The sequence below is a fragment of the Pantoea sp. BL1 genome, assembly GCF_000963985.1.
In the GTDB taxonomy this organism is placed as follows: Bacteria; Pseudomonadota; Gammaproteobacteria; order Enterobacterales; family Enterobacteriaceae; genus Pantoea; species Pantoea rwandensis_B.
Window position 1 is genome coordinate 1 of record NZ_JZRH01000073.1, and the last position, 23,679, is coordinate 23,679.

The following is a 23,679-nucleotide window of genomic DNA, read 5'->3' on the forward strand; positions in this document are numbered from 1 at the left end:
TAGCACCGCCGGTTCAGGCAAAAAGGGGTGAAGTGCACGCCGCCAAAAACTTTTCGCCAGGGGCCGCAAAAACTTTTTGTCGTCGCCCCTTTATGCCTTCACTTCGTCGTTGCTCCTTTGCCCTTTGCCGCGAAAGGCCAGACCGGAAAGAAGAAACCCGCGTCAGAGAAGGACTTTCAAGGCACCGCGCGGCGGTCAGCCGGATCATTTATTTCAGAGAGGAGCAGATCATGACTTCAACCCAGACGGGCACCACCACCGAAATGCGCTGCGTAGCGGCGCTGGGCGACGGCGCATTTTCGCGCGAGCAGGCCACTCACGTCACGGTCGCTTTCAGCAATGTTTTCATTGAGGACGATCAGGGCAGCCACTTTCGCCTGGCCGTGCGCGAGCCGTCAGGCGCGCTTATCTGGCGCTCGTTTGATTTTGAACATGATGCGGGCTACTGGCTGCGCAGGTACATCAAGAGCCAGGGCGTGCGCCAGTCCCTGCGTGACCAGCTGACGGCGCTGACCGACCTGAATGACGTTGCGATCACGCTCACCCAGCGCCGGGAGTTTATGGCCCATATCCTGAACAACCTGGCCGGGGCCGTGGCGCAGCGGGTGCCGGAAAATCAGGTGATGCTTCCGGCTGACGAGTCAGAAATGTGGAAAGAGGCAGGGCGCATCGCGCTGACACACTTAGGACTTCAGGGGGAAAAAGCATTCCTAGAGGCGAGCCAGTGGCTGACAGCAGAGCTGGAGCAGGGCAGTAACGTACAGGCGTAAAAAAAGCAGGGTAACCCCTGCTTCATTACGGCGGCCAGTCCCACCTGGCTGCCTCATCAAAGACCAGACTCTCTTGAGAGAAATATGATTTTTGACCCGCAAATCCTCGCACAGGCAACAGCATTTGTAAAAGCTTTCAACAGCGGACGTGGCGTGCGCGTACCGAAAATGACCTTTAACCAATGGCCACACTTCATGCGCGCCGTACGTCAGCAGCTGGAGGTGCAGGCATGAGCATCGCAACGCCCCTGAATTTACCTTTCGCGCTGGCACCCGTGACGCAGAACGACATCATCCGCGTGCTGGGAGAATACACCTTCATCCGCCTGGATAACGGCGACGAAGCGCTTTATCACCACGGGAACTGGATCACCGGCGCGGACGCGAGCTGCGGTGAACCTTCCGTGTTAGGGCTGTCGCAGAGCATGGCACGCGCGGGGTGTAAGTCCCTGCGCTGCGTCGAACTGCCTGTCCCGGATGATAAGGAGTGGAGCTGGGACGACGTGGTGACGCAACTGGTGCGCGCGTCATTTACGCGTCAGGTGCGCGGCGAACTGGTCGTAACAGTCACTGAAAATACCCGACACGGTCGCGGCGTGCACGTGTGCTCCGATCCGCTGCTGAGCGGGATGCACAATAACCTCTGGTTTCCGCTGAACGCGGAGGAAGACTGGCACGCAGGCATTGAGCGCGTGCTGACCATGAACGGCGTGGCGGAGAACGTGGTGCGGCTGGAGCCACTGCATGACAGTCCCGAATACACCGATTTAAAGGTGACTTATAACCGGAAAATCTGCGCCTGATGCGCAGAGGGGCCGGAGAAAAACCGGCCTCATGACGTTGTTTTTCTGTCCCGTTCTGAGCGTCACAACATTAAAGAGGTCTTCACAATGAAGTCCGAATCTATCAACTCACTGACCGCTTCAACTTCAGAAAAAACGTTCACCATCCTTGATTTACAGGCGCTGTCACAGCGTGCTTCAGCTTCTGAAGAGGTGAACGATAACGCCCGCCTCATCAGCCTGGCGGCATCCTCTCTATTGGGCTTCGCGTACCAAACGGGTATCGCAGACAGCACCGAACCGGCAGAGACTGCCGTCACCGACCTTCTGACAGACCTTATGCACTTATGTGCACACTGCTGGCCGGATGAAGGTGAAATGTCCTTTGACAGCGCGTTGAATACCGCTCGTATGCACTTCGCTGAGGAATCCGATGAACATGCACAGTGGAACTTAATAAAATGAATATGACCATCACAGATATTACGGAAGGCATGAACAGTTCGCACGAAGGCTATGCCGACCTGGTTGCAGACTCTGTTTCCTTCAGCCTCGGCCGCCCGCTGACAAATGAGGAATAGACGCAAATCTACAACATCACAGAACGCGCCATTTCGGATGCGGTTCAGCAGCTGGAATGCATCGGATCTGAGTATGATAAACCGCTCACGCAGGATCAGTTCAGCGACCTTGCCGACTACTTCTACCGCTGTGGTAAGTTCACCGGTTCGGGGGGGGCAGGGAAATGATTTTGAGTCGCTGACTGTCATTGACGAGCCCAGCGATGAACCGGAAGGGCGGAAAATTTACCTGCGTGATCGCTATCCGTACGCGGTCTGTGATTTCGACATCGGCTTCACGACCATGCGTTCCTGAAATGAAAAACAGCATTGCCGTGAGCGGGCGAAAATCGAGCCTGCTCACGCAACAAAGCAAAAATAAAAATCACACAATATCGGGAGCCGTCATTCAGACGGTATGCACAAATGACTTCATTAAATGAAATTCAAAGCCAGCCAAATGAACTGGAAATCTGTCGCTGTGCGGTTATCAGTAATGCGCACATGACGCAGCACGATTTTGAGATAATGGACTCATTATCACCCAGGCTGAGCGGTGAAGAGGGTGCCTGTCACTGGATACATCCCACGCGATACAGCTTTCTGATCCGCCTTTCAGAAATTTCGGACGCGATTGGGATACTCAGGAAGGCAGGGCTGTCTGATGACTTCTGTCACGTTGTCACCTTTCTGTCTGAAAAACGACAGGCTTCGATGATTCACTTTGACGCTGATGCTGACGTACTTGAAGGATTCAGCGTCCACAACTGGTAAAAACTTTACGGCAGGCATGCATTAAACCTGCCGGAATTCTTCATGATGAAGGCTGGTTGTCCTGCGGCGTGGTTTTCTGCTGCGCCGCCTCAGCCCTGCGAGGAGCACGCTTCTTCTTTCCACCTCCCTCATTTACCACAGCAGAAATTGCCTTTTCACTGAAACGGCATTCCATGGCATCCAGCGCCGACTTGATATCCGAAACCGTGTAACCCTTCTCTTTCGCCAGCACCAGAATAGTGTCCTTCAGATTTTCCAGCGCCGCCTCTCTGGTGATGCGCTGCGGCGTCAAATCCGGAAGATTTTCCAGCTTCTTACGCGCCTCATCCAGCTGCTCCTGCGTGAAAACATTACGTACCGCCATCTCATTTCTTCCTTCTCAATGGTAAAGACCCGATTTTGCTGGATTTTCACAACCATTTCCACCCCCATCACCTCACATGACGCCGGTTTACTTCTGACCAGCTAAGTGCCAAAATATGAACAGTTAATTTAATATCCGGGCAGGAAATGTTTTGTGACCACCGCCAGCACGCTAGCAGTGATTCCCAAAACGACCTGCTCAGGGCTCCGCCCCGAGACCCGGGTAATGTGCCAAGGTTGAGTTATGTCGAAAAGCGAAAAGCGTCAGAGAGAAAAACTGGTCAAGTGCCGCTGCACAGAGGCGGAGTACGAGTCTATCAACAAGAAAGCCGTTGCCGCCGGACTGACGACTTCTGAGTACCTGCGCCGAACGGCACTTAACCGCCGCATTACCGTACGTACCGACATTCGCATGATGAATGAGCTGTTGCGTCTTGGTGGCCTGCAGAAACATCTGTATACCCAGATGCAGGCGAACATGACCACCGAGCTGAGCCACCAGTTTTCTGAAGTGCTTACCAGCATCAAGCACGCCATTAACGCGCTGGACATGACGCCAGTTCCGGTCGAGGACATGAAAGACTGATGAACGTAATCATCCCGCCAAAGCGTCGCGATAAGAAGACGAGCTTCAAGAAGCTGGTCAGCTACGTGAGCACGCGCGAGGAAAAGAAACCGGGCGAAGCCGTCACGCATGAAGCGGTCAATACCAACGGTTCTGAGTATGTCGCCACGCCGGGATTTGGTCAGCTGGTTGATTACGTCGGACGTAAGCACGCCACACCGGTAACAGAAATTGTCAGCATTTCACCTGAGGGCATTCAGCGCGTGCTCTCCGGTGAAGTGCTGTGTGAAACCAATTGCTTTTCACTTGATACCGCCGCGTCAGAAATGAACCTGACTGCTTCACAGAACCGCCACTGCAAAGATGCGGTGTATCACTTTATTCTGTCCTGGCAGGGCGACGAAGACCCGTCACCTGAAGCGGTATTCAACTCCGTGCGTTACAGCCTCAAACAGCTGGGGATGGAAGAACATCAGTACGTTGCCGCCATCCACCGCGACACGGACAATATCCACTGTCATGTATCCGCTAACCGCGTTCATCCGTCGACGTTCCGCGCGCAGAACATGTGGAACGACGCCGACGAGCTGCAGAAGTGCTGCCGTGTACTTGAGCGCGAGCTTGGCTTTAAAGTTGATAACGGCAGCTGGCTTATGGATGCGCACGGTGACCTTCACCGTACCCACCGCGATATGCCAGCAACCCCACGCGGCGCAGCTAAGCGTGAAATCTTCTCTGATAAAGAAAGCCTGCACGGCTATGCCGTTCGTGAAACCCGTCAGATTCTTTCTGACGTAATTGCTCAGGGTAAAATGAGCTGGGACCGACTACACAATACTCTCTATACGCGCGGACTTGGGTTACGCGAGCAGAGCGGTGGCCTTGCCGTTTACGATCTGATGAACCCGGAAGGCGCAAGCATAAAAGCGTCTGACGTTCATCCGGACATCAGCCTGACCATAATGGTCAGTCAGCACGGCAAGTATCAGCCAGCGCCTCCCGTTTATAATCCTGATCGCCCTGAAGACGGCATGCTGGACATGCAAAACTTTTATATGCCTCAGTTGCACGTGCGCGATCAGGAAGCCCGTCGTGAACGCCGAGAAGCCCGTGCGGTTGCGCGCGACATCCTGCGTGCTCGTTATGACGCGTACCGCAGTGGCTGGGAAAAACCAGACCTGCGCGCAGGTGAGCGGTTCCGTCAGATTGCCTCGCACTGTGTGGTGGCCAAAGCTCACGTTCGTGAAAGCGTGAGGGATTCGCTGATGCGCAAGCTGATGTACCGCGTGGCCGAGTTTGAAAAGATGAAGGCCATGGCCGAACTGCGCCTGCAGCTGCGTGAAGAGCGTCAGACTATCAAAGATACCGGAGTAGGTCGTCCTCTGAACTGGAAGTCATGGGTTGAACTTGAAGCGGTGAAAGGTGACGCAGCGGCGCTCAGTCAATTGCGTGGCTGGGCTTACCGTGAGAAGAGAGCCGCACGTCAGCAGAAAAATGCGTGGCCGAAACCGAATGCCGTAATTCATTATGGCCCGGGTGATGATGTGCCAACGTTTAAATCGAGCGAACATGAAACGCGATTGCTGCGTGACGGAACGGTGAGTTATCTACGCGACGGTAATCCGGCCGTCACCGACTTTGGTGACAGAGTCGAAATCTACCCCGCACCTGACAGCAAATCGGATCGTTTCAACAACGACCTTGCTGCTGAGCTGAGTGCATGGCGCAGCGGAGACAGTACGGTTCTGAGCGGCGAACAAAAGGCCGTTAACCGCGTGCTGTATTCGGGGGTGGTGAGAAACATTAATAAAAATAACGGTCGTGTATTTAAGGTGAGCGATCCCAAGCTAATGGCCAGCGTTAATGCGACCGAAGAAAGCCTGCGCAATCGCGGGCTACAACCAGACTCGCACCGTAACGAAGCACAATACCGAGACGAAGAAACTGCGCGTCCAGTTAACAAGGATTTACCACGACCATGAGGAGTTTAACAGAAGAGACATAAGCCAAATTAAAGTACTTAGTCGCTGATTGCACAGGCTGGACCCCTGTACAACCAGCTAACCATAATAACCTGACTTGGAGGCTACCATGGCTGCTGTGGATCCTATCCATTTTCACAAAGCGATCAACCTTTTTCCTCAATTGTCTCAAACTCAGGCGGAGAATTGTTTCATCTTCTCAACGAGTGCTACCTACCATGAGGTATAAGAAATAAGGAGGAAGTTACCTGTTTCCATTAAAAAAACCCTTGAGAAGGCGCAGGCTATTCTTGAACTCTATACAGTGCAAAGTATCCGCCCGGTTTTTTTAACCCGTCTCATGTTCAATGCTTTTTACCTTATCAGAACTGGTAAGAAGAGAAGTTCATCCCTTCAATTCGATATCGAGACATTTCTCTCTTCAACACGCGGCGAGCAAGACTCCTTTAGACTTTTTCCTGAGCTTGATATCCATCATTCCCTACTAATGTGCGCATTTTGCTCAGGTGAGACGATGGATAGTATCTGTTCAGCATTTTTAGTGAATGATAGTCAAGTGCAGAAGGCTATAGATAACTTTTTAAAAATAATGAACATTAATTCACTTCAGACTCTAAGGATAATTGTTTTAGTGAGGCTAGAGGCGTATTTGGCCAGTATTACCATCTCTTAACTTTTTTTATAAATGTGCCCCATTGAATATGGGGCACATTTTTTTCATGTCAGATTTTTATTCTGGATGTTTAGCTTTACACCTGCACTTAGAGACAGCCTCCCTGCGTGCATGAGATTTGCTTTTTGTCAATGACATCATTTAGGTTATTGCGCACATTAGGACCAATCTTATTTAATGCTTACATTGCTAACACGATCCATACACTCGGTTACGGAAGAACACAGATGCCTGCTCACATTAATAAAGAAAAGGGAATGCAAGTCCTGCTGCGTCTCTCCCCGGAAATGACCGCTATGCTGAGCCAGGCCGCAGACCGTTCAGGTCGTAGTAATACTAAAGAGGCGCTTGTGCGTCTTGAAGATCACCTTAAATCGTTTACTGACCTCGCCACACCAGGGCGCCGGTTTAACGCTGACAGTAGCGAAGCAACCAATAATTAAATAATCAGCCAGCATCAGTTATTGCTGGCTTTCCTTTTAAAGAAATTATGCGCGCATGCGCAGGGCATCGTTTGCCTGAAATATGCTTCTGCTCTTTAACAATGTGCCCGTTTTATATATTCCCGACCTCAGGGTCCTCTCTTGCCGGCATGCTGTTCCGGTGCGCGGTAGATGTCCGGAGGCTACGTCATGGCCTGCATTATGTCGGGAGAACAGTCAGGCAACAGAGAAACGACTCTGCTGCTTTACAGGCGGGCACCGCGCAAAGTCGGAACAGTGAAACGTAACCGTTATACCCCTACGTACAAATTCGATGTATCCAGTTCGACCGGTGCAGTTACTGCATCAGGCCCCGGCGCGGTCCGCCGGGCATAACCTGTATCTGGAGAAGATTAGCCCTGCACTTTTGTGCGGTCGTGAACGGGCATCCCTGACGGTTTCAATTCACAAAACGCACAGTGACACAGAGCAGTCTGTGCAGCCCCACTCTCGCGAGTGGGTCTGTCGCCGGAGGCCCTCGCTCGCCTGCAGGAAACACAAGAGTGATTAAAAATACGACAACAATAGTTACATCATACACAAAACTTGCCATCATCCGCATCAGAATCACAGGAAAATGCCATTCCGCAGCCGCATGAATGACTTATCCACATTAACTACGAGAGACTTGACTTTTAAACCCCTGACCGGAGAGTCGCTTAACCGCTGTCCGGCTTTTTTCCAAACCGCGCTGTTCCTTTTAAACACCCGATCTTTATTCTTTTAAAAAACCGGTATTACTTACCTTTAAAAATAAAACCTATTCGCCACCCGTCCTGTGGACAGGTGAATAACGATCGCCCTTGCAGCGGACTCACGTCCGCGCCGGTTCGGTTCAGCCGCTTCGCGTCAGAGGTAGCACCCGCCAGAAGCGGCGGGCAGGGGACCTCGGTTACATATACCCTTCAGCTCATTTCACAGATAGTGCAGTTATCAGCTCTGAACTCCACGCGGCACCGGGCGAAACCTACCGGAAAAGCGTCGCCGCCCCGGCCCGAGGGGCCGGAACAGAGTCGCTTTAATGATGAATGTTGTACTTAAAGTCAGGAGTAGCGGTAAGACTGAGGCCCGCGGTGGGTATCTTTCGTCTGCGACCATCCAGCTTATGCGCGCCTGAAAGGCCGCTGTTTAAACGGCGTCTGGCAGAGGGTGGTTGGGCTTGCACGAACATAGCGCTCTGTAACCGGCTCTGCCGGGTTAACGGCGCCCAATGACATAAGAGCCGTCCTTAACGGTTTCTGGCGCCTCCATGCCGCTGAGGCGGCATTCAGGGGCAGACTGCGCACTTCTCGCCTGCCTGGGTTCACGTGTTTATTCAGGATCCATAAAAATATGCACCAATTTTAAACGTGCAGGGCTCATTGCGATTTTATCCTGCGCATAAACACCTTTCAGCAGGCAGGCGAGGAGCACTGCCTGAAACAGATATTACTTTCATGCCCAGTATTTCAATACCCGGCATGGTGTCATCATGATTCATTATGAGAAATGAAGATGGTTAAACCGTGTGCGACTGAGCATCACATTGATGCTTTTGACAGGAAGCTGTAACGAGAAATAAAAAGAATATCCCTGTTCACTTGCCGCCCGGGTAAGCAGGTCCTTATGTTGAGACTTTACTGTGTCATTATATCTTATTAGCTCAATTTTACAGAAAACTCTTTACCTCAAGCGTATATTTTAAAGAATGATTTTATGAATATGAATTTTCAGAAAATTTCTGCTCTAAACTTTTCATGGAAAATGTTCAGCTAAAAATGTGCAAGGTGCAGAGCCTGCTCATATCAATTTGATACTATAACGTCACCAGACTTTACGATGATGATAAAGTGCAAAGAAAAGATAAATGCCCCGTAGGGCATTTATAATTGGTTCCTGACTGCGCCGATACAACAGGCTGAATGCCAGTTATCGATACAGCTGTTAATGCACAAAAAGCGCAATCAGAATAATGATTGGAATTGGCACACCTAAAAACAAAAGTAGTAATGATCTCATTTTGAACTCCAGAATAATCAAGAATTATAAATCACGTTGACGGCCACCAAAGGTCGCGCTCAGGCTGGCTACGAAAGCCCCTGCCAGCAGAGAAATGAAAGTCCAGAGCATCAGATAGCTCGTTGCTTTACGTGTGGCGTCAGCAGCCTCTTGCGCTTTCTGCTTCGTATCTTTTAATTTAGCCTGAGCTTTGTCATAAGTGCTCTGTACCCGCTGCTCAGCCTCCTGCTGACTGATACCCGTATGCTGAGCAATTAATCCGGCTACGTACTTACGATCTTCCTCAGGTAAGGCTCCTGTGCTGGTACTGTTAACCAATATACCAGTCACTTCGCCTAACTGTGCCGGATAAACTGGCTGATGAGATGCAGGCGGCGTTGCAGAAGCGGATGGCGAAGCAGGACTGGAGGCGTCATTAGCGGGGGTGCCGGGATTATTGGCCCTGAACAAGGAATTGACGAAATAATTCATCGATAAGCCCTGTTCTGGAGACGGTCCTTTCGCCATACTCGCGACACCTGTTGCTGAGGTCGCTGCGGCCCCTCCGGCAATGGTTCCCGCGATCTTAGCTCCACCTCCAATAATGGAACCTACCGTACTCGTAAACAGCACAGCGGAGATCAGCGCCGCTACAGCCCACGTCAGGAACCCATGAGCAGTATCGCGGAAGTAAATTTCATCGCTGCGTGTATCGACCCATTTTGTGCGTAGTCGGCCGGACAAATAGCCCCCCATACCTGACGCAACAATTTGTGTAAAGGTTAACCAAGCTATGGCAGCAATACCCACCGTACCCGCGTCAAGCCCGCGGTTTCCCCATGGCGAAACGGACGTAAGACCCAACCCCGCACCCAGCATGAGCAAAATTAACGAGAGAGATGCCGCTGCGACCGCGCCGGCAAAGATGGCTCCCCATGACACAGCACTGTTGCCTGGGGCGGACAAAGGTAAACGGGGATCGGGATACGCGTTGTTAACACTAGATTGTTCGTGAATGTGAGTCATAGCTGTTTTCCTTTAATTAATCTTTGCATTCGTTACCAGGTACCAGTTGAAGAAACAGAAAACGCAATCATTATTAACTACAAGGTTATTGATGAGCCTGAAGAGGCCATTAAAAAAGGGGTGACATTAAACAGTCAGATAAAATAAAGCTTAATAAGACGATGGAAAATTATTCCACGTACAAGGATCATAGATGATGTTTTGAAAAAGACTTTGAAAAATAGAAAATTATTTCATCCTGAAGCGGCAGTTTTCAGTGTCATCTCCAATAAACCAGGGCCAACAGAGCTAATGTAAACAGAGTCACCCTATAACGGTGATGCAGTCCGGAACTCCGATATGACCTGACGAATGAAAATACTCTGCAAGTCATCAGATCACCCTGGAGAGCAGGCTTTTATGGCCTGCTGAGGATAATTTCGCTTCGCTTAAATACAGCTGCGGAATAATTCTGAAGACAATCATTATGAAAGCAAATGTATCAGATGATAAATATTATTATTTGCCTTATGTCATACTCTCGTTTTGACATTGGAGAACTTGCCTAAATGCTTCGCTTTTTTGTCTCCCTTTTCAGCAGCCCTGAAACCTTACTACAGGTCATGAGCCAGCAGGATATGAAAGAATCAATTCAGGAAGGTGACAGAATAATAATTGATGAAGATGGTAACGCTTCGGTTAATCCCTTAAGCCCCGATGTACAGCGAGATTTTTTACAACACGTTAAGACCTTAAAGGACATTTAAAGGGGAACGGCCAAATTCACGGTGCTGATAGTATGTGGCTACTGATTTGGCAGCCCTGTCATGCCCGGTCGGTTAAAAATAAAGCCCTATATTGGCTGGAATGCTTTCTTACCGTGCCCTATGACTGTACCCAGTTTGTCAGCCAGTCCCAGGCCGACAAAAGAAACAGTGAAAACCAGGCCCCCCCCTGAACGCACTGGTCGAGGCTGGCGATCCTGAGGTCAGACAGGATAACGTTATGCAGGGATTCGGGAATGGCACCGTGCCGGCTCATATCTATACGCTGACTGATAAAGAAAAAAGCAGCCGTCTCTCTGAAGACAGCCCGTTTCTTTGCATAGGTAAATACCATGTTGATGAAGTCACAGGCTATACCGAACCTGGTAATGGCGGCGGCACAACGGTTTCTAAAGCTGATTATACGTTCATTCCGACTGACGTTCCTGACTGGGCAAAAGCAGAAGGCGTGCGCAGTGCTTACCCTTCGATTGAGCAGTCACTCAGCGAGAAACAAACCGGGAAGGCTGTGCTTGTGCTAAAAAACGATGGCTGGTCAGCTGAGGCGGTTTCAGGCTCAAATCGCTGGTAATTCCTTACAGGCCAGACTTTATCCTGCAGGGTTTGCTAACTAACCTGCGGCCGTAACTGCTGTGCACTGGCGTAAAGATTTATCCCGGCTGCGCTTATGTTCGTCCGGACGCAGCCGATAATCAATATGTGCCTCACCAGGGTACATATAACCGATACTGCAACTGATTGTGCTTATGGCTCCCTCCAGGAGCCATTTTTTTTATCCAGGTCAGTCTGCCCTGAGAATCTGATCATCTTGAGAAGAGCGTCGCCACTTCTGGTGTACCGCTAAATCCCCACTACACTGTCTGCACAATTTCAGCATACAAGAGCACATATGAAATATCTGGCATCAGGCGTTATATTGATGGCGTTGAGTCACACAGCTGCAGCGATTGCACCCTCTCCGTTCTGGCCATCCTGTGACATCAGCGTGCAGCATGCTATCAGGGCTAACAATGGCAGCAGCGACAGTGACCCGCTGTTGTCGCATATTTCACTGCGCGTCAATGTGATTCAGGCCGATGCCGGGACTGCCCGCAAGGCAGGAAAACTTTCAGAATCGCAGACGGAAATGATCTGGCATCATGCTGACCGTATCCGTGCGGACGCCGCGCACTACGCGCGTGAGCTGGGCTTTCTCAGTGCTGCTGAACGCACCAGTTTTGACAGAGAGCTCGATGAGGTCGCCGGACGGCTTTGTGCCCGAATTCTTCAGCCCGTCAGGGGATAATGTCAGCTCACGCTCAATACCAGTTTTGTTTTTACAACTTCAGCACCCGCTCGCATGACTAATGAGCGGCCTTTGCTTGATCCGCTTTTAAACCGTTCAGGCTGGCACTGGGTATAGGTGGGAAGCGCAGATCCGACTATGCACTACTTTCACGCGGAGGGCTCCCATGAAGCGGGAATATACTCCGCGCCTATTTTACTCCCATCCGAACAGTTGCCTCCGCGGTTCAGCACGGTCATCCGTTCATTAACAGCCGCTCCGATGCCCGCCTGCTCATCCGCCACTGATGTGGCCTGATATGTGAATAAAATTTTCTCCGGGCGTGTAATATTCCTGAAGGTGCGGAAGACCTGCGCGTCGCGATACAGTTTTGAATGCTATACCGGGTGCGTGCTCGGGGAAGCTACGCGAGTAACCGGGGAATGCGCCAGCTGAGGTTATGCCTACAGGAAAACATCATCATTCTCTTCTCACAGTGACAGTCACTCTTGTTCACCATGTACATACGGAATAGTGCTCCCGGTAATCGTTCAACAAAATGTGCTGGCGTGAAAGGTGAACTAGAGGGCCATAAGCTGTCAGTCAGTATCTAAGATCGTCCTCAGGAAGGGAACGGGCTCAATCTGTTTTACGTGATGGTAGCTAATCGCCACATTAAGTCAGATACAAAGAAGGGGTTGACCTGAACGGACATTATGCTCTGTAACTGGATAATGACACCCAATGGTATAAGAAGCCGTCCTTAATAATTCACTGCGCCTCCATGCCGCTGACGCGGCATTCAGGGGTAAGCCACGCGCTGCTCGCCTGCCTTATATCATTCTAAGAGCAACTCCTCTGGTTAAAACGTTGTGGCTGATTTTCTTGTGACAGGCTTTTAGTTAAGCGGTGTTACTCAGGTCACGTTTCGTTTTTTTCACGGCACTGCAGGACATACAGGGTTCAACTTATGAAATTTTTTCCATATCCCAGTCAGTTTTACACGGACCTGAAGCGTAACAAATCCTGGTAATTTAAAATTAAGTACTAAATTTTCTGGAGCTGACTATGAACATTAAGTTCGGAATTTTAAAATTCATTTTGGGCAATATTGTCCTGAACCTGTTCTTTTTTCAGCGGCTTCTGCTTCTCGTTAAACGATCAGAGCTTCACTCGTGTCGCTGAACTCTGTTCGCTTTATAATGCAACCAATACTGATCTTAAATCTTTCAAAGCCGTAGGAGGCAAGCTGATTATCTGGCACGGCCTAGCCGATGACTCAATTTCTCCGGCGGGTACTATCGCATATTTTAAAGGCGTTCAGAAATTCATGGGGGTGGATAAGGTTGACAGCTTTATGCGTCTTTTTCTGCTGCCGGGCTTAGCGCACTGCGGGAACGGATAGGGACCCGATCAGGTTGACCTTCTGTCGGCCCTGATGAACTGGGCTGAACAGGGCGAGGCACCAGCTATGCTTCTAACTGGTAAAACAGCCCCCCAGGAAATGCACCTACGCAGGGAATGAAAATACAGTCTTCGCAAGAAGAAAAGGGCGAAACGTCCTCAGCGGAGGATCCTTCGGTGCAGTTCCACGGTATACAGAAACCCAGCATACCTTTCGCAGTTGTTGCGGCTAAGGTTGTGTACACCCGTCCGGTTTTCCCTTACCCCTACATTGATAAAAATAACGGTATAGGGGACATACGAGCTCCAGAAAACTATCGCGCTATTAAGCCAGAAGCTTATGACAGGATGCATCTGGACAGCCCCAACCGTAGCGTATTGGGCCCGGACAACCAGAAAAATTACACCGTAAAATCTGGTCAGTTAACTTTAATTTAACAATAAAAGGAATGCGCTGCAGTAAGCAGTGCTGCACAGAATATATTCGTCTCTGTCAGGTCATGTTTAAATAATTCAGTAATGATCTGACAGTTCATTATTCCTCTCTCTGGTTTAAAGAGAATGCCTGAGCAAGCTCCAGCCCACATTTTACATGTTCATACATCTACACAGAAAGTTCTTTGTCCGTCTCGGAAAGGACACTTTTATATCAACATCTTGACGCCTGAAGGCAAAGTAAATTTCTTTATGGCTGCGCTTATGTCTAGACGTAAGATGCCGATAATTATTATGTGCCACACCAGGTACGTGATTAACGAATCCACTGCATTATTTTGGCTCCCATACGGGAGCCATTTTTTTGCCCCCGCTTTGCGGCAGGCTTGCGATATTACACGGCTGATGCATGCATAAAGCAAGCACGCTCAAGCTGGAGCCTGCACTTTGCGCAGTAAATATTGGATGATTTTCTGTTGTTAAACCCGCTGAAAATGGCGTTTTTTTTCATTTCAAACAAAAAGCTGAGGTGCTGAAGTGCTGTTATGTCTGATGCGACATAATTGCTATGTCGCCATAATTTTTTTCCGTCCGCTTTTACTGACAGCGGACCTCTAGTTCAGTGAGCTCGTGCGCTTCGTGCCAATATTGGAACTCTGCCAGACTGTGCCTTAGGGATGATGCGATACCTGCGTGCCGCCACTGAGCCCAATCCCTGGACCGGTGAAAAAGTAAGCCGGAAGAGGATATTCAGTCACGTGAAAGCGTCGAGAACCGCTAGGAATAATCTTATTCATCCACTTCATGTTGCCGTAATGGCAGCAGCAGTCTTTTCTTAAAATACTGCTGAGACACAGCAGGTTCAGCGGAGAAAGAATGCAATGAGCCCCGTGCGCTGTCGGCGCTGCTATGCACCTCTGACCACAGAGGATCGTTATTACTTTATCAGCCACTGTGAGACCTGCAACACGGACATACGGCATCAGACATGTGAGGCACACACACCCGTAAAGTCCCCGATATATGTAATGAGAAGCGTTTTCTTCTTATTACGCCGTTACCGCCATATCCGAATGGCCAGACGGTGAACTCATGGCGGGAAAGTAATCCTGCCTTCCAATGATTTTTAAGGAGCCGAAATGATTCGGATATTAAGAAAATCCGCATCCCTGCGTAATTTTTATTTTCGGAATGTTGATGAATAATGATTGATGAATTACATTAGACCCCTCATCATTTTGATATAAGACCAGCTTGCCATTCGTCTAATAAACTTTTTTGGGCAGGTGAACTTCCTGCCCTCCCAATCAAGAGTAAACCACTGGAAATCGTCATCCTTTATCTTTTCGATCAAACTTAAAGCCTGCTCTGGCGTCCTTAAGGCATAAGCCTTCATCACGCCTTCACGGGTACACAAATCAATGTGAACCATATGTCCCCCCGGGTGAAAAAAACCGCAAATTCATATTATTTTAATAAAGCAGTTATTATAGGCTTATTTTCTTATGGTGCGTTAAATGTTTTCGTAATAATTACGTAAAATGCCCGCCCTAAGAATTTGTTTAAAATGACTGATTATATTTGCGTTAATTAAATAAGAATTCTGATGGAAAAAATCCTAATCTTAAGTTAATTGGATTTAATCGCGTTAAATCAGGTTAGTGCATAAGATCATGCTGCATGCTCATCAGAGTAATGCCTCCTCGCCATCTGATTATCGCATCAACTAGCTTGATGACCGCCACTACAATTTTCAGTAAGCTAATAATAAGGAGCTCTGCCTAGGCCAGTATGCTCATATGCATAAAATCGAAACGGAAGAAATGCGGATGAAAGACTTAGAAGAAGAACTGACAGAATCTACATATTGGGAAGCATGCCGGATTACAGGCATGATCTGCCTGAATCTGGCCGACCGCGGCCAACAGACCGATCGTGAACGAATAATACAAGAGCTAGTCACGCTCGTTAAAGCGTGTATTAAAGAAAATGAGGTCTGTAATCCCTCACTGATTTTCGCGATTGAACAACTAAGAGGTGACACCCCAGACGGAGTGAGACTTCACAGCTGAGCCGGGTGCAGGCTCTGGATGGTTCACTGAGAAAGTGCGGACTGATTACGCTGCACACCAACCGGCAAGACGGGATGGTGTCCTCTCCTGCGCAGGATAATTTGTTTCTGATCCGCTGACTGGCCATCGCTGAAATGCAGCGCCGTTTTCCCCGGGAGCTTGCCAGCGACAACAGCTGGCTGCTGAAAGAAGGGCGGGAAAAGGGATTGCGCGCCGACCTGCCCAACAAGCTAGCCTACCTGTGGCGCGCCGGTAACTGCAACCTGCAGAGGCAGAATGACCTGTTCCGGCTACAGCACGCCCTGCACACGATAAAGCTGACCGGGTAGATTTATATGGTGCTTGCAGAGAGCGAATGTAGCGGCCGTCGGCTTTGACGAGCACGGCCGCCAGCGCATCCCCCTGCACGCAGCTCGATAAGCTGCAGCAGCGATCGGGCTGGTGCCGGGAACTGGGCAGAAGTGTGGATGAACATCTGCACCTGCTCTTTGCAGACGAATTCCGGACAGCGTGAGGCCGTAACAGCAATGGTCACGGACTTTACATACGACAGTGAATATCCACGCCAGCCCAGGGTTTTAGAGCGGTCGGCCGATTACACCTGCGTAAGCAGAATAATAAATTGTTTATTTTCATTCCCTAAATTGGGAGCCGCCCGGCGGCACCCCACTTTTTTGGATGGCGGCCACGTGAGTGAGCGGATGGACAAGAATCACGGCATGAACAGGCATGAATTCGCAGCGCAGGCTACGATCCGACCAGCGGCATGCTGGAGCTGGAGTACCGGAACGGCGCGTACAGTCGCTGGCTCGCAGTACCGGTAGAGGTGTATCAGGCGTTCTGCGTCGCCGCTGACGCATTTTTCAGAAGAAGCATCCAGTTACGCTATATTTTTCTTCGGGGCAGCCTCAGCCCGCGGTGCGGCGCCTAACGCCATCATCTGGGCACACGCACCATAATCCTCGGCGCCCTGCTGCCAGCGGCGCACCGGAGTCTTACGTTTAGCGCGCGCAGGGTACCCGCTCCGGCGTGGTCTCCTGCACGCGGGTCCAAAACGCGCGCCCTACGTGCTGTGTCACAGTGCAACCCGCTTTTCATTATTTTACGGGCGACGTTTTCATTCCATCTACAGATGAGCGAAAAGGCGCCGCGAATATTGTCGCGTGACGTCATGATATTTAATTCGTGAAACGCATTCATACTCTCTTGTGCCTGATACTTAACAAGCATCGTCATACTCAGAGGATTCATAATTGATTTACTTTTATTTATTATGCAAATAATGAAAATCCATTTATATAAATAAAACACAAACAATTGAATAAATTACACTCAATTAATCCAGTGGCTGATATTGAAAAAATACGCATTAATAATAGAGTCTCTATCGAGCGTTCCGGTTATTCATGGTGCAGAGGTCTCCGTTATGGCCGACTTTTTGCCCTGAGGGACGGCGCTTGAATTGATAGTGCAGTTGACCGGCCGCGCGCGGCAGAAAACCGACTTGGCGACGTATAACATTACCAGCCGTCCGGTGGTGTAAGCGTTGTCAGAAGCCGTCACGCGGGGAGTAAAGGTCAGGCTGGTCGCCGATGAGAATAAAAGTCGTGACCGCTGGTCTCTGGTGGGAAAGGTGGCGTGGACGTGCGCCTTAACGGCATGTACAGCATTGTGCACAATAAGTTTATTGTGACAGATGACAGCGCGGTGCAAACCGACTCATTTAATTATATGTCTTCTGCCGAAAAAAGAAATTCGGAGGACGCGCTGGTCATTCAGGATGAACCCGGTATCGCCCGTCCGTATCAGGCAGAATTTAATCGGCTTTGAAAAGAATCTGCGCCAGTGATCTGTACGCGGACTGAATGAAATGAATTAACAGGCGAGGAAAAATAATATGACAACGTATGAAAAAGCATTATTCCTGACGGCCGGTATTGTCTCCGGTATCTATTCTTTCATTCTGTCCGCTTACTGCGGTGGAAGCAGGACTGGCCCGCTGGCCGCGATGGCTTATCGCGGGCTTGCCGGAGACGTTCAGCCTTAAGTGCTGCTCTCTCCCTGTATGCGGGACTAACGCTACTTATTTTTATGACATGCGTGACAAATATCACATTTTTGCCAGGCTTAATTCACTCACCAAAAAGGAGACACAGATGAACTCATTCACTAATAAAACACTCATCACACAGGAATATCCGAAGCCACCGTTTAAAAAACAGCATCAGCCTGTTCCTGGCCTGGCGAGTAAAATGGAACCGCGCCCCGACCACGGTGAAACCAGTTACCGGGGCACTGGACGCCTTACCGGTCGTAAGGCGCTGATTACGGGTGGGGATTCAGGTATTGGCCGTGCCGTTGCTATAGCTTATGCGCGTGAAGGCGCCGATGTCGCGATTAATTATCTGCCAGATGAAGAGCAGGATGCCGCAGAAGTAGTGAAATTAATCGAAGCGGAAGGGCGAAAAGCCGTTGCCATACCCGGCGATATTCGTTCGGAAGAATTTTGTCAGCAACTGGTCAACGAAGCTGCCACTCAATTAGATGGTCTGGATATTCTGGTAAATAATGCCGGGCGCCAGCAGTTTAATGAATCCATTCGTACGCTCTCTACGGAAGATTTTGACGCTACATTTAAGACCAACGTTTATGCAATGTTCTGGATAACCAAAGCGGCGCTAGAATACCTGCCTGCCGGTTCATCCATCATCAATACCACATCAGTACAGGCCTACGAACCGAGCGCCATTTTACTGGACTACGCTCAGACAAAAGCTTCGATAGCTGCTTTCACCAAAGCCCTCGCGAAACAACTGGGCGAGCAGCAAATCCGCGTTAACGCTGTCGCACCAGGACCTTACTGGACGCCTCTGCAGGTCTGCGGCGGCCAGCCACAGGAAAAAGTTGAGCAGTTTGGTGCCACCGCCCCGCTGGGCCGTCCTGGTCAGCCGGCAGAAATTGCGCCTCTCTATGTCACCTTCGCCGAAACCACCAACAGCTTTACCTCCGGTCAGGTTTGGTGCTCAGATGGCGGCACCGGCACGGTCTGAGTGTGAGCAGGATTTTTGAAGAACGTGGCCGAAAGCGGCCACGTTGTCGTCTCAGCATCCAGGGAAGAGCAATGAACAATCAGATACTACGGTCGCCGATGCGCCGGGATGGATTTGCCCGTCTTGGGGACTATGCGGCCATTGGTGAAGGTCGGTCTGTGGCACTTATTGCCCCGGATGGGGCCATTGACTGGTGGTGTGCGCCAAACCTTGATTCACCACCCTTGTTTGACCGCCTGCTGGATCCCGAAATCGGCGGTTTTTTCCAGATTGAACCTATCGAGGATTATCGTACGGAACGGGCCTACCGCCCTGACAGCAACGTCTTAGAAACACGGTTTATTACGCAGTATGGCAGCGTACTCATTACTGAGTCGATTAACAGTACGCTTGCCGGTCGTCTTCCCTGGAGCGAGCTGGCAAGACGTATCGAAGGGGATGAGGGCGAAGTTGAACTGTGCCTTACGTTACGCTTCGGCACCGCAGCCGAAACACGCTCACCGTGGTGGAATAACACCGAACAGGGAGACGTTTATCATCTTGCCGACCTGATGGCGATGCTCCGCACGACTGAAGACTGGCTGATCGCTGAGCGCGGCGATGGGATAATACGCGCAACGCTTCGCACCCGACCTGAAAGTCACTCGCTGGTCGCCCTGCTGGTGACGGAGCGCGAGCCGCTGGCTGTGCCTGATTTGAAAGCCATTGATGCCCGTATTGAAACCAGCCATACGGCGTGGCGCGACTGGACGCACAGCCTGAGCTACGCAGGCCGTTATGCGGATCACGTGAGACGCTCTGCACTGTCACTTAAATTTCTATGGTATTCACCAACCGGCGCGCTGGCCGCGGCGGCGACTACCTCACTGCCCGAGGGCATTGGCGGTGAGAAGAATTATGACTATCGCTACGCATGGGTGCGCGACGCCTGCCTGATTATCAAATCGTTCGTTTTCCTGGGCGCGTTGGAAGACTGTAAAGCCGCTTTTTCATGGTTATCGAAAACCATCATACGCCACGGCACCCGGCTTCGCGCGTGTTACACGCTGGAAGGAGGTATAGTGCCTGCAGAAAGTTACCCCCCCTTACGCGGTTATCAGCATTCTCTTCCTGTTCGTATCGGCAACAATGCACGCGATCAGGTTCAGCTGAGCATGTACGGCGACATGCTGGCCACGGCAGAACTCTTCATACGTGCAGGCCACATCCTGGATCTTGAAACTTCGCGCATGCTGGGAAAGCTGGCGAACTACTGTGCCGATCAGTGGCGTCAGAAAGACAGCGGGATCTGGGAGTTGCCTGATGAACAGCATTATACCCATTCCAAAATGGCCTGCTGGCAGGCGCTCGACAGCGCAGTTTCCCTAGCAAAAGCTAAACACATTGAACCCACCTGGGTTAAGCGCTGGGAGCGGGAGCGGGATCGCATCAGTGAATGGATCGAACAGCACTGCTGGTCAGAGCAAAAGCAGGCTTACCTCTTCTATCCTCACGCTGACGATAAGCTCGATGCCGCTTTGGCGCTGGTACATCATTATGGCAACACGGTTAAACCGGAACGCATGCTTGCCACTTATCGCGCCATCCGGGAGGATTTAGGCCACGGCAGCGCGATGCTATATCGTTACAGCGGCGTTGAGCAGGAAGAAAGCACTTTTATTGCCTGCTCTTTCTGGCTGGTCGAGGCGCTGGCGGCCATGGGAGACACCAGGGTAGCCGAAGAGGCAATGGAAGAGATCCTGGATAAGCTCTGCCAGCGCGGGAACGTCGAAACCTTCAACGAAATGTTTGATGTCCGCAGCGGCGAGTGGCGCGGCAATATGCCGCAGGGATTAAGTCATCTGGCCCTCATATGTGCGTCGCAGGCACTGACTGACCACGCTTAAATTCTTTCTAAAGGTAAGGTGCCGACTTTACTTTTAAGACCGGCAGCCCTAGCTACTCGCTTCAAAAAGGATACAACAGATGATCCGCGGAATTGAACACATTGGCATTACCGTTTCTGATTTAAAGCAAGCAGAGCATTTCTTCACCGGTGCACTCGATGCATCTGTGCTCTATCGTATCGTTCCGCCCGCTGAAGAAGATAAATTTGTTCCGGGTAAAAAAATGGCTCCTCTCAATGGATTCCCTGCAGAACTCAGGCTGACCGGGCTGTCCATGCTGCGGCTGAATAATGGGTGCAATGTTGAGTTATTTCAGACAGAGCCTACGGCAAAAGATCGTTCCGCTCATCCGGGCTTGCCGGGAATCAACCACTTCTCCGTATATGTGGATGACATTTATCAGGCTGCGAAAAGAATGCGGGCGCATGGCGCTGAAATGCTCGAAGGCCCTTCAGAATGCTTTGCTCAGGAGGAAGGGGTGGGCAATCAGACATGGTTTGGGATGACACCTTTTGGCGTACTTATTGAGCTCATCACACTTCCTTCAGACATTGATTACGATGCTGAAGCCACCCAAAAGCGGTGGATACCTGAAGCCTGAATTTATTTCGCTTGCGCGTATTAACGCTCTGACGCTTATAGTACGAAAAATCCCGTCGCACACTCCGAAAGGTAAATGCTGAGTCGGAAGTGAGCTGGCCAATCCTCAGGAAAAATCCGGAAATGGGATGTTTAGCAGGAAAATTACCACCTGTGAGCCATACTATTAAGCATTAAGTTCTAAACCCGGGTTATTTAACAGCAGCTTTGAATTACTTAAGGAGATCAATATGAACGAAGATCGCATTAGCGGAAACTGCAAGCAGTTCAAAGGCAAAGTAAAAGAACAGTGGGGCAAGCTTACTGATGACGATATAGACGTGGCTGAGGGTAAACGAGACCAACTGGTCGGCCGGATCCAGGAGCGCTACGGCTACGGTAAGGAGCAGGCAGAAAAAGAGTTCAAGACCTGGGAAGACTCCAATCACTACAAGTGGTAGCGACTCAGACTAAATCAGATAACCGGCACTGTGCCGGTTTTTTAATAAAAGACTCCAGCACGCGCACATACACTTGGTAGTGACCAACATGAATAATATGAAGCTTATAGCTCTCTGGCCCACTTCAAGCCCGTACACCTCATGACTTCCGCCGGATACAATCCACTCATGAATACCTTCCAATACTAATTAGATTCCTGCCGAAACCTGAACTGATGCCAGTTAAGGTGACGCAAGGCCATGTTCAGCCTGACAGATGATTGTCCATAAAATCAACCATGGCACCGGCGTGCGCATCCACGTGGCGGATATAGCGCATAACCGTCTCCGGCTTTTTCCAGGTTCCTTCCTGCATGATCTGCGCAGTACTGTAATTCTTCATGGCCATATCGACCGCTGCGCCAACGCGCGTACTGTGTCCGGTCCAGCCCCGGTACCGCCCTTTATTGGCTCTCACCTCACCCGGAGATCCGGCAGCGCGCCACGCCCGGCCGAAAATATCCTCAATGGCGCGGGTTGAGAGGGGGTTACCGGTACTGACGGCGGCCTGGTTTGAGCGATGCACCGGACCGAAGATGTAGGCGTCCGGCTCGGAGATCAGCCCGGACTGAGTCAGCCACTCCGTCAGGCGAGTCGTTGAAAGCTCGCCGAGCGCCTTGATGAGTCCTCCGGTCTGCACGATCGTTTTCGTCCAAGCCACGTCAAGAATGATGCGCCCGTCGGATGCCCGGGTTACGTCACGGACCCTCAGCCTGCCGAGCTCGCTGATGCGCAGCAGGGTTGCGTAAGCCACGTGCAGGAATGCCAGATCGCGCGTCTTCATAAGACGATCGGAACCAGACCAAGCAGTATCCAGCTTCAGCAGGTCAGTTATACGAAACGGTATGGCCTGGCCGGCACGTTCGCCCTGAACAACGGCGGTGCGATTGATGCGCTTGACCGCGCGAAAAACCAGCGGCGAGGTATTAGGCGGCACCAGTCCGGCGTTACGGTGTAACATTGAGATGAGCGCAGCATGCGTTGATACCGTAGAGGAGGCTCGACCGCTGGCCTGCAGAAATAGAAGGTAGTCGCGCAGGCAGGCGGAGGACATGGGCAGAAAAGTGCGGCCGTATTCTTCAGCCCACTTTGCACAGATCCGCATCACGCTGAGCAACTGGCGCCACGTGTTATCAGAGAAAGCTTCCCGATCCTGCACGAACTCGCGCAGACGGTGGGCAATGTCGCCATCGGAAGCCAAAATCAGTGCGGAAGCAGGGTGTTTATCGTTCATATCGTCCGGTTTATCAGCCGTCTTCGTGGAGGCGCTGCTATGTGAATTCTGAGATACGCCCAAGGCTGTTACCCTGCAGAATTCACGTAGCGCTGCCGTGTAAATCACCAGATCCGCACAGTGCAGCCATGCTCAGGGCTCGATCGCGACGGAGATCCCCATCATACCCGGATTCTTTGACGGATCCTAACTTCATATAATGTCTATTATATGAAGTTAAGGTTTATCCATAATGATCGAGTTATTGACAGATGCGCATTCGGTGAGATGCCGTCAACGAAAATAATTATTTATAATGAGCGGCACTTAGCGGAAGTAACTACAAATTACAGGCTAATTCCGCAAAAAATAAATGAGATCTCCGCGCAGAAAATCAGGACATCGTCAGATGAAAGCACTATATGATGAGGTGTGTGATAAATAGGGCCACTACATGATGGGGCAAGGGCGGGGCGGGGCGGGGAGGCGTGTGCGGAAGAATGATGCTTTCTCCGCACGCTGTAACGCGTGTCATGCAGGAGGCGACACGCGTTACAC

22 protein-coding genes and 2 pseudogenes are annotated in these 23,679 nt (G+C 50.6%); 21 read left to right on the forward strand and 3 right to left on the reverse strand.

Features of this window, described 5'->3' with window-relative positions; genetic code table 11:
• Nucleotides 1-263 precede the first annotated feature (263 nt).
• The 5 genes and pseudogenes from VH86_RS26210 to VH86_RS23845 all read left to right on the forward strand — a co-directional run.
• Nucleotides 264-485: pseudogene (locus tag VH86_RS26210) on the forward strand (DUF905 family protein); the annotation flags it as partial.
• A gap of 369 nt (nucleotides 486-854) precedes the next feature.
• On the forward strand, nucleotides 855-1,004 hold the full coding sequence (locus VH86_RS23830; RefSeq protein ID WP_045834345.1) for a hypothetical protein: 150 nt from the start codon (nucleotides 855-857) through the stop codon (nucleotides 1,002-1,004).
• A complete protein-coding gene (locus VH86_RS23835) occupies nucleotides 1,001-1,573 on the forward strand; it encodes a hypothetical protein (protein WP_045834346.1) in 573 nt (190 codons plus the stop codon). The genes VH86_RS23830 and VH86_RS23835 overlap by 4 nt, the downstream gene beginning before the upstream one ends.
• 87 nt (nucleotides 1,574-1,660) lie before the next feature.
• Nucleotides 1,661-2,017, forward strand: coding sequence for a hypothetical protein (locus VH86_RS23840; protein ID WP_045834347.1), 357 nt, complete (start codon nucleotides 1,661-1,663; stop codon nucleotides 2,015-2,017).
• A gap of 521 nt (nucleotides 2,018-2,538) precedes the next feature.
• Nucleotides 2,539-2,886: a DUF5983 family protein gene (locus VH86_RS23845; RefSeq protein WP_156150617.1), complete on the forward strand. Its 348-nt coding sequence runs from the start codon at nucleotides 2,539-2,541 to the stop codon at nucleotides 2,884-2,886.
• A 40-nt stretch (nucleotides 2,887-2,926) separates the two neighbouring features.
• On the opposite strand, the gene VH86_RS23850 is transcribed toward VH86_RS23845, so the two are convergent.
• The gene (locus VH86_RS23850; protein ID WP_045834349.1) at nucleotides 2,927-3,250 is read right to left on the reverse strand and encodes a hypothetical protein; all 324 of its coding nucleotides are present in this window, start codon (nucleotides 3,248-3,250) and stop codon (nucleotides 2,927-2,929) included.
• Between the two features lie 243 nt (nucleotides 3,251-3,493).
• On the opposite strand from VH86_RS23850, the gene mobA reads away from it, so the two are divergent.
• From mobA to VH86_RS23865, 3 genes are all read left to right on the forward strand, one after another.
• Nucleotides 3,494-3,835 carry a plasmid mobilization protein MobA gene (gene mobA / locus VH86_RS23855; RefSeq protein ID WP_045834350.1) on the forward strand — a complete coding sequence of 114 codons (342 nt, stop codon included), beginning with the start codon at nucleotides 3,494-3,496 and terminating at the stop codon, nucleotides 3,833-3,835.
• Nucleotides 3,835-5,796 carry a TraI/MobA(P) family conjugative relaxase gene (gene traI, locus VH86_RS23860; RefSeq protein ID WP_045834351.1) on the forward strand — a complete coding sequence of 654 codons (1,962 nt, stop codon included), beginning with the start codon at nucleotides 3,835-3,837 and terminating at the stop codon, nucleotides 5,794-5,796. The genes mobA and traI overlap by 1 nt, the downstream gene beginning before the upstream one ends.
• Nucleotides 5,797-6,696: 900 nt before the next feature.
• Nucleotides 6,697-6,912: a TraY domain-containing protein gene (locus VH86_RS23865; protein WP_045834352.1), complete on the forward strand. Its 216-nt coding sequence runs from the start codon at nucleotides 6,697-6,699 to the stop codon at nucleotides 6,910-6,912.
• Nucleotides 6,913-8,973: 2,061 nt separating this feature from the next.
• Here VH86_RS23865 and VH86_RS23870 read toward each other — a convergent pair.
• A complete protein-coding gene (locus VH86_RS23870) occupies nucleotides 8,974-9,954 on the reverse strand; it encodes a hypothetical protein (protein WP_045834353.1) in 981 nt (326 codons plus the stop codon).
• A 548-nt stretch (nucleotides 9,955-10,502) separates the two neighbouring features.
• On the opposite strand from VH86_RS23870, the gene VH86_RS26215 reads away from it, so the two are divergent.
• From VH86_RS26215 to VH86_RS23930, 13 genes and pseudogenes are all read left to right on the forward strand, one after another.
• Nucleotides 10,503-10,700, forward strand: coding sequence for a hypothetical protein (locus VH86_RS26215; RefSeq protein WP_045834354.1), 198 nt, complete (start codon nucleotides 10,503-10,505; stop codon nucleotides 10,698-10,700).
• Between the two features lie 238 nt (nucleotides 10,701-10,938).
• Complete coding sequence (locus tag VH86_RS23880) at nucleotides 10,939-11,289, forward strand: hypothetical protein (protein WP_052696646.1); 351 nt, start codon at nucleotides 10,939-10,941, stop codon at nucleotides 11,287-11,289.
• Between the two features lie 318 nt (nucleotides 11,290-11,607).
• On the forward strand, nucleotides 11,608-12,003 hold the full coding sequence (locus tag VH86_RS23885) for a hypothetical protein (protein WP_072050639.1): 396 nt from the start codon (nucleotides 11,608-11,610) through the stop codon (nucleotides 12,001-12,003).
• Between the two features lie 1,144 nt (nucleotides 12,004-13,147).
• Nucleotides 13,148-13,387 (forward strand): annotated as a pseudogene (locus tag VH86_RS26395) (tannase/feruloyl esterase family alpha/beta hydrolase); the annotation flags it as partial.
• 2,263 nt (nucleotides 13,388-15,650) lie between these two features.
• On the forward strand, nucleotides 15,651-15,893 hold the full coding sequence (locus VH86_RS23900) for a DUF2767 family protein (RefSeq protein ID WP_045834363.1): 243 nt from the start codon (nucleotides 15,651-15,653) through the stop codon (nucleotides 15,891-15,893).
• Nucleotides 15,894-16,027: 134 nt separating this feature from the next.
• The gene (locus tag VH86_RS26220) at nucleotides 16,028-16,222 is read left to right on the forward strand and encodes a hypothetical protein (protein WP_231647388.1); all 195 of its coding nucleotides are present in this window, start codon (nucleotides 16,028-16,030) and stop codon (nucleotides 16,220-16,222) included.
• Nucleotides 16,223-16,659: 437 nt separating this feature from the next.
• Nucleotides 16,660-16,824, forward strand: coding sequence for a KTSC domain-containing protein (locus VH86_RS25350; protein ID WP_072050640.1), 165 nt, complete (start codon nucleotides 16,660-16,662; stop codon nucleotides 16,822-16,824).
• A 713-nt stretch (nucleotides 16,825-17,537) separates the two neighbouring features.
• Nucleotides 17,538-17,723, forward strand: coding sequence for a phospholipase D-like domain-containing protein (locus VH86_RS26225; RefSeq protein WP_231647390.1), 186 nt, complete (start codon nucleotides 17,538-17,540; stop codon nucleotides 17,721-17,723).
• A 67-nt stretch (nucleotides 17,724-17,790) separates the two neighbouring features.
• Nucleotides 17,791-17,940 (forward strand): hypothetical protein, encoded by a 150-nt coding sequence (locus VH86_RS25820; protein ID WP_156150618.1) that lies wholly within the window; start codon nucleotides 17,791-17,793, stop codon nucleotides 17,938-17,940.
• A gap of 109 nt (nucleotides 17,941-18,049) precedes the next feature.
• Nucleotides 18,050-18,943, forward strand: coding sequence for an SDR family oxidoreductase (locus VH86_RS23915; protein ID WP_045834357.1), 894 nt, complete (start codon nucleotides 18,050-18,052; stop codon nucleotides 18,941-18,943).
• Nucleotides 18,944-19,014: 71 nt separating this feature from the next.
• Nucleotides 19,015-20,829: a glycoside hydrolase family 15 protein gene (locus VH86_RS23920; protein ID WP_045834358.1), complete on the forward strand. Its 1,815-nt coding sequence runs from the start codon at nucleotides 19,015-19,017 to the stop codon at nucleotides 20,827-20,829.
• A 79-nt stretch (nucleotides 20,830-20,908) separates the two neighbouring features.
• A complete protein-coding gene (locus VH86_RS23925) occupies nucleotides 20,909-21,430 on the forward strand; it encodes a VOC family protein (protein ID WP_045834359.1) in 522 nt (173 codons plus the stop codon).
• A gap of 229 nt (nucleotides 21,431-21,659) precedes the next feature.
• A complete protein-coding gene (locus tag VH86_RS23930; protein WP_045834360.1) occupies nucleotides 21,660-21,869 on the forward strand; it encodes a CsbD family protein in 210 nt (69 codons plus the stop codon).
• Nucleotides 21,870-22,113: 244 nt separating this feature from the next.
• Here the strand turns inward: VH86_RS23930 and VH86_RS23935 are convergent, their stop codons facing one another.
• A complete protein-coding gene (locus VH86_RS23935) occupies nucleotides 22,114-23,142 on the reverse strand; it encodes a tyrosine-type recombinase/integrase (protein WP_045834364.1) in 1,029 nt (342 codons plus the stop codon).
• Between the last annotated feature and the right edge of the window lie 537 nt (nucleotides 23,143-23,679).